The following is a 657-nucleotide window of genomic DNA, read 5'->3' on the forward strand; positions in this document are numbered from 1 at the left end:
GGGCTATAGCCAAGCGGTAAGGCAACGGACTTTGACTCCGTCATGCGCTGGTTCGAATCCAGCTAGCCCAGCCATTTACGAGCCATTAGCTCAGTTGGTAGAGCATCTGACTTTTAATCAGAGGGTCGAAGGTTCGAATCCTTCATGGCTCACTTTTGTTTTTTCCGCGCGGTCGTGGCGGAACGGCAGACGCGCTAGGTTGAGGGCCTAGTGGGGGAAACCCCGTGGAGGTTCAAGTCCTCTCGGCCGCATCGAAAAAAATCTTAAAAAAGTACTTGCATTTGAAAAAGTAGTATGATAAGATAATTGAGTCGCCAAAAGACAACGACGAAAAAACATCATGAATAAGCGCCCGTAGCTCAATTGGATAGAGCGTTTGACTACGGATCAAGAGGTTAGGGGTTCGACTCCTCTCGGGCGCGCCAATTACGGGAAGTGGCTCAGCTTGGTAGAGCACCTGGTTTGGGACCAGGGGGTCGCAGGTTCGAATCCTGTCTTCCCGACCACGCGGGTGTAGTTTAGTGGTAAAACAAGAGCCTTCCAAGCTCTGGTCGAGAGTTCGATTCTCTTCACCCGCTTTTAGTTCTTTGAAAACTGAACGAAACAAACAACGTGAAACGTCAATTTTTATTTTTAGATGCTAGACAAACTAACTTT

5 tRNA genes are annotated in these 657 nt (G+C 48.4%); all 5 read left to right on the top strand.

The features are described from left to right. The first annotated feature begins 79 nt into the window (after positions 1 to 79). The 5 genes from G9F74_RS29415 (at position 80) to G9F74_RS29435 (ending at position 578) form a co-directional block, all read left to right on the top strand. Positions 80 to 152: transfer RNA gene (locus tag G9F74_RS29415), tRNA-Lys, on the top strand. Between the two features lie 16 nt (positions 153 to 168). Then, a tRNA-Leu gene (locus G9F74_RS29420) sits at positions 169 to 251 on the top strand. Between the two features lie 97 nt (positions 252 to 348). After that, a tRNA-Arg gene (locus tag G9F74_RS29425) sits at positions 349 to 425 on the top strand. A gap of 4 nt (positions 426 to 429) precedes the next feature. Then, positions 430 to 506, top strand: a tRNA-Pro gene (locus G9F74_RS29430). A gap of 1 nt (position 507) precedes the next feature. Then, positions 508 to 578: transfer RNA gene (locus G9F74_RS29435), tRNA-Gly, on the top strand. The last annotated feature ends 79 nt before the right edge of the window (positions 579 to 657 follow it).

Origin of the sequence: Bacillus sp. EKM202B, assembly GCF_011066025.1 — a bacterium.
Taxonomy (GTDB): domain Bacteria; phylum Bacillota; class Bacilli; order Bacillales; family Bacillaceae_G; genus Bacillus_A; species Bacillus_A toyonensis.